Origin of the sequence: Pseudomonas sp. NFACC16-2 (genome assembly GCF_900119205.1) — a bacterium.
Lineage (GTDB): Bacteria > Pseudomonadota > Gammaproteobacteria > Pseudomonadales > Pseudomonadaceae > Aquipseudomonas > Aquipseudomonas fluorescens_Q.
Genome location: NZ_FPIX01000081.1, coordinates 1 through 5756 on the forward strand (window position 1 = coordinate 1; position 5756 = coordinate 5756).

Sequence of the window (5756 nt, forward strand, 5' to 3'; positions counted from 1 at the left end):
CAGACCAACCTGCTGGCCTTGAATGCGGCAATCGAAGCGGCTCGCGCCGGCGAGCACGGCAAGGGTTTCGCTGTCGTCGCGGCGGAAGTGCGCAAACTGGCTGAGCGCAGCCAGGTTGCCGCCCAGGAAATCGGCGAGGTGGCGAAAGGGTCGGTGGCCCTGGCCGAACGCGCCGGCAGCTTGCTGGATGAAATCGTCCCCGGCATCGCCAAGACCAGTGACCTGGTCCAGGAAATCGCCGCGGCTTCGGATGAACAGTCCTCGGGCGTAGGTCAGATCAACACCGCGATGAACCAACTCAACCAGATTACCCAGCAGAACGCATCGGCTTCCGAGGAACTGGCCGCCACTGCCGAGGAGATGAGCGGTCAGGCCGAGCAACTGCAACAGTTGATGAGCTTTTTCAGCCTCACCGGTCATGACGCCAATACCCAGTCGCCGACTTAGGGTGTTGTTGTGAGTGCTCACCGACATCACGCACTTCGCGTGTATTGCCAGGTGCCGTGAGCCGGAGCGTTGCCTGATACGAGGTAGGGAAATGCCTACTCGCGCCCTTTCAATGCCTACCCGAAAACCGGTGCAGCCTGATGGTGGATCGCTTGGTGCAGTCGGCATCATGGGTTGGTGGCGTTTTGCTGCCAGTTTCGACGCAGGGCTACCAGTATCAGCATCTGTCTGACAGGGTCCGGTCACCGGATGGAGAATACATCTTGAGCGTAACAATTGACCCTCCGGGTACATCCCGCGTGGATGCGTCCGGCACATCCCTGGCGCTGGCGGTGCTCGGGGCTGTTTGTGTATTGGGGGTAGGAGGGCTGGATCTTCAACCCATCGGGCTTGCGATTTTGCTCTTGGCATCGGGGGGCGCCGCCGCTTTTTATTATCGCTCACGCAGCCGTGCTCAGCGTCAGGCTCAACCATCGGTCGGTGATGACCTGCACACGCTCGGCGGCAGTCCGGCCACCTGTCGCTGTGGTCTGGAACCCGTCTGTCGAGGTGTGCTGCCGGTCTGGGCAGGACAGATCGAAATCGCTCGCGGCCACACGGAAGAAGCCATTACCGCATTGGCGGTGCGTTTTGCCGATATAGCCCAGCGTGTCGAGCGTGCTGTTTCGACTACCCAGGACGGTGCCGCTACCGACGGTGGATTGGTTGCACTGTTAGGCACCAGCCAACATGAGCTGGACGCTATTGTCGCTTCGCTGCGGGGCGCCCTGGCGACCAAGGAGTTGCTGTTGCAAGAGGTGAAGGTGCTTTCCAGCCTCACCGAACAACTGCAGGCGATGGCCCAGGACGTCGGCAATATCGCAAAACAAACCAACCTGGTGGCGCTCAATGCCGCCATCGAAGCCGCCCGCGCCGGTGAAGTAGGCCGTGGTTTCGCTGTGGTTGCGGATGAGATCCGTAAGCTCTCCAGTCTTTCCGGCGACACCGGCAAGCGCATTGGCGAGACCGTGACCACGGTCAATGCGGCCATCGCCAGTACGCTTGCGATCTCGCGACAGTACGCCGAGCAGGATGAAGCCACAGTGACTCATTCCGGTCAGGTGATTGAGCAGGTCATCCAACGTTTCCGCGCAGCCACCAGTACGCTCCTGGAGTCCTCTCAACAATTGCGCCAGGAAAGCCAGTCTGTCGGACAGGAAATTTCTCAGGTATTGGTCGGCCTGCAGTTTCAGGACCGCGTCAGCCAGGTGCTGAGCCTGGTTCGCGAAGACTTGGAAAAGCTACACCAGAGCCTTTCTCCGGGGGGGCGGGAAAATAGGGCGACACTTGACGCCGACGTCTGGCTGGAACAGCTGGCCAGCACTTACACCATGCCGGAGCTGCATGACATACATCGGGGCGGCGCCCGAGGCGCCCCCGCCAGTGAATCCGAAATAACCTTTTTCTAGGAGCCTTCTCTGTGGCCAAAACCATCATGATCGTCGACGACTCCGCGTCCCTGCGCCAAGTCGTCAGTATTGCCCTGAAAAGTGCCGGCTACGAGACCGTCGAAGCTTGCGATGGCAAGGATGCCTTGAGCAAGCTCGATGGCCGCAAGCTGCACTTGATCATCAGCGACGTCAACATGCCGAACATGGATGGCCTCTCGTTCGTTCGTGCGGCCAAGCAACTGCCGGCCTACAGATTCACGCCGGTCATCATGCTGACAACCGAGGTCAGCGACGCCAGGAAGCAGGAAGGCCAGGCGGCCGGTGCCAAGGCCTGGGTGGTCAAACCTTTCCAGCCGGCACAGATGCTCACTGCCGTCTCCAAACTTGTCCTGCCGTAAACGTTTAACGACGGCCTCATATCGCCTCCCGCACACCGATTGGATACCCGCTAATGAACACCGACGCCCATCAACGTATCGCTATAGAAGGCGAGTTGAGCATCTACACCGCGGCCGAATGGAAAAGGCGCCTGGATGACTTGATTGGCCAGGGCGCCAATTTCGAACTGGATCTTGAGGCGGTACAGGAACTGGACACGGCCGGGCTGCAACTGTTGATCATGGCCAAGAAGGAAATGGTTACCCGTGGTCGACTATTGAAGTTGAGTAATCACAGTCCAGCGGTGCTGGAGGTGTTTCGACTGTGCGATGTGGCCGGGTTCTTCGCCGATTCCATCGCGCCGCAACCGAACCACTCATGAAAAGGTCGCGCCCATGAACCTGGATGACGCACAGCAGACGTTCATCGTCGAGAGCCTCGAACTGTTGCAGCAGATGGAGGATGCGCTGCTGCATATCGAGCTGACCCCGGACGACGATGACACGATCAACGCCATTTTTCGTGCCGCCCATACGATCAAGGGCTCGGCAGGCTTGTTCGGCCTGGACGATCTCGTTGCCTTCACTCATGTCGCCGAAAGCGTGTTGGACCGGGTTCGAGACAAACAACTGCACTTCGATGAAGCATTGACTGCGTTGTTTTTGCAAGTCTGCGACCATATTGGCGTGCTGGTGAAACTTGCCGCCGACAACGAACAGCCACAAGCATCCGTGCAGAGCAGGGGAGGGCAGTTACTCGACTCATTGCGTCGGCTGTTGGGTGCGCCCCCTGAGTCTGATCACCAAGATTCGCCGGTCGCTGAGCCAGAGTCGGGCCGCGATCATGTCACCGATTCGTCGCAGGCCCATCACTGGCATATTTCCTTGCGCCTGGGGCATGACCTGTTGCGCAACGGAATGGATCCACTGGCGTTCATTCGCTATTTATCCAGCCTGGGTCATATCTGCAACATCGTTACCCTCAGCGACAGCCTGCCACCGGTGGCCGAAATGGACCCGGAAAGCTGCTACCTGGGCTTCGAAATTGGTTTTGACAGCAGTGCCGACCAAGCCACCATCGAGGGGGTCTTTGATTTCATCCGCGAAGACAGTCAGGTACACATCTTGGCGCCGCACAGCAATACCGATGAATACCGCCAGATGATCCAGGCATTACCCCAGGAGAGTCTGCGCATGGGGGAAATTTTCCTCCTGCGGTGCGGTACTCATGTGCCTGCGCAAGTGGACGTGGACGATGCGCTTCGTCCCTCGGTGCCCCGGCAGGATCAACAGGCCATCGAGCAGGAAACGGTTGTACAACCGACGATACAGCCTCGACAGTTCGACACTGTTTCGACAGGACAGAACGCCAAAGATGTTCGCCAGTCGCAGAGCAGCCTGATCCGCATCGATGCCGGCAAGTTGGATCAACTGATCAATCTGGTCGGTGAGTTGATCATTGCCGGTGCCGGTGCCAACCTTGCCGCCCAGAATGCCGGCGCCAGCGAGCTGATAGAAGCTACAGCGGTTCTGGCGCGTCTGGTGGAGGAAGTGCGTGATTCGGCGCTGACCCTGCGCATGGTGCAGATCGGCTCCACCTTCAACCGATTCCAGCGTGTGGTGCGCGATGTCGCCAAAGAACTTGGCAAGGACATCCGCCTGGAAATCAGCGGGGGCGAGACCGAACTGGACAAGACGGTAGTGGAACGGATCAGTGACCCACTTACCCACCTGGTGCGCAACGCCATGGATCATGGCATCGAGCCTGCTGAAGTACGCCTGGCTCAGGGCAAACCGGCTCAGGGCCGGCTGCGTCTGAATGCCTACCACGATGCAGGGAGCATCGTCATCGAGGTTGCCGATGACGGTGGCGGATTGAACACCGCGAAGATTTTACGCAAGGCCATTGAGCGGGGCCTGGTCAACGAAGGGCAGCATCTCGTCGACCAGGACATTTTCAATCTGATCTTCGAACCTGGTTTCTCCACTGCTGAGCAGGTCAGTAACCTCTCCGGCCGCGGTGTGGGCATGGACGTTGTCAAACGCAACATCACCGCTTTGCGTGGAAGCGTTGAGCTGGACAGCATCGAGGGGCAGGGGACTACCCTACGCATTCGGCTGCCGCTGACCCTGGCTATCATCGATGGCTTCAGAGTCGAGGTTGGCAGCGCCAGCTACGTCATCCCTCAGGACATGGTGGTGGAGTGCATTGAGCTGCCCGCCAATGAAGGCCTCGATTACCTCAACTTACGCGGCGAAGTGCTGCCGTTGATCCGCCTGCGCGAGCTGTTCGATATCGCGGGCGCGCCCGCGCGTCGGGAAAACGTCGTGGTGGTGCAGTTCGCCGGGCAACGCGCCGGCCTGATGGTGGATCGCCTGTTGGGGGAATTCCAGACGGTGATCAAACCGCTGGGCAAGGTCTTCGGCCAAGTCAATGGTATTGGCGGCTTTACGATTCTGGGCAGCGGCGAGGTGGCGTTGATCCTTGATGTGGCGGGGTTGGTACGCCAGGTCGCTGCTCAATCCGGCGCAACCCGGTCGATACCGACCCGCAATGATGCCGCCACCCGCTCCTGATTCAGACATGTCTCGCTCTCGCCACCTCTACAACAGTTAATCAAGTTAAAGGAAATAAAGTAATGAAGAGTTTGTCCGTGGCTATGAAGCTGGGTCTGGGGTTTGTGTCCGTGATATTGATCACGTTGATCATTGCATTGGTCGGTCTTTCAGGCGGAAATACCATCAATACAATGCTCAATGACATGTATGCCAATAATCTGACCCCGATCAAAGACGTGGCGAACGCCAACATGCAGGCCATCTATCACAACCGTTCTCTTTACGACTTGCTCGTTTCGGATAAAACCGAGTTGAGCAAGATCGTCGAAAACATGGATAAGAACAAAACGAAGATGACTGAGCTGCTCGACAAGTATCGAAAGACCTTTCTCACCGAGCGTGAAAAAGACCTGCTGAAGAAATTCGATGCTGTTTGGCCGCCTTACGAGGCATCTGCAAAAAAAGTCATTGCACTTATGGAAGTGGATAACCTGAAGGCCACGGAACTTGTGAATAATGAAACAACGCAGTTGTTTCAGGTAGTCGATGACGTGTTGTCGGACATCGTCGATTTCAACGATCAACTTGCCAAAGAAGCTTATGACCAAAGTGATGTGACCGCTAACAGAGCCCAGCAAACACTCATCGGCCTGCTGGTCCTTGCTGTACTGATCTCGGCGATCATCGCTTTTGTCATTACGCGTGGTCTGCTCAAGCAACTGGGTGGTGAACCGGCGTATGCGGCCGAGGTGCTGTCCAGGGTTGCGGCGGGGGACCTCGATGTGACGATTCCTCTGCGCGCTAACGACACCGGCAGCATGCTCGCCGCGATGAAGGGCATGGTCGAGAAGCTCTCGCAGATCATTGGCGAGGTGCGCGGCGCGGCCAACGCCCTGAGCGGCGCCTCCGAGGAGGTTTCCGCCACCGCCCAGTCGATGAGCCA

6 protein-coding genes are annotated in these 5756 nt (G+C 58.1%); all 6 read left to right on the forward strand.

What is annotated here, in order from left to right; translation table 11 throughout:
* Window positions 1-447 (forward strand): methyl-accepting chemotaxis protein (locus BT116_RS29870; protein WP_305883639.1); only part of this gene is annotated, 447 nt, incomplete at its 5' end.
* A 140-nt stretch (window positions 448-587) separates the two neighbouring features.
* Entirely contained in the window at window positions 588-1895 is a 1308-nt protein-coding gene (locus BT116_RS29875) for a methyl-accepting chemotaxis protein (RefSeq protein WP_083569212.1), read from the forward strand.
* A gap of 11 nt (window positions 1896-1906) precedes the next feature.
* Entirely contained in the window at window positions 1907-2275 is a 369-nt protein-coding gene (locus tag BT116_RS29880; RefSeq protein WP_072349368.1) for a response regulator, read from the forward strand.
* Window positions 2276-2328: 53 nt separating this feature from the next.
* Window positions 2329-2637, forward strand: coding sequence for an STAS domain-containing protein (locus BT116_RS29885; protein ID WP_072349370.1), 309 nt, complete (start codon window positions 2329-2331; stop codon window positions 2635-2637).
* 13 nt (window positions 2638-2650) lie between these two features.
* Entirely contained in the window at window positions 2651-4831 is a 2181-nt protein-coding gene (locus BT116_RS29890; RefSeq protein WP_072349372.1) for a chemotaxis protein CheA, read from the forward strand.
* 62 nt (window positions 4832-4893) lie between these two features.
* A partial coding sequence (locus tag BT116_RS29895; protein ID WP_139209514.1) for a HAMP domain-containing methyl-accepting chemotaxis protein occupies window positions 4894-5756 on the forward strand: 863 nt, incomplete at its 3' end.

What these genes read in the sequence shown, in the direction of transcription:
- BT116_RS29875 (WP_083569212.1), top strand. Translation starts at nt 588, where the DNA reads ATGGTGGATCGCTTGGTGCAGTCGGCATCATGGGTTGGTGGCGTTTTG.
- BT116_RS29885 (WP_072349370.1), top strand. Translation starts at nt 2,329, where the DNA reads ATGAACACCGACGCCCATCAACGTATCGCTATAGAAGGCGAGTTGAGC.
- BT116_RS29890 (WP_072349372.1), top strand. Translation starts at nt 2,651, where the DNA reads ATGAACCTGGATGACGCACAGCAGACGTTCATCGTCGAGAGCCTCGAA.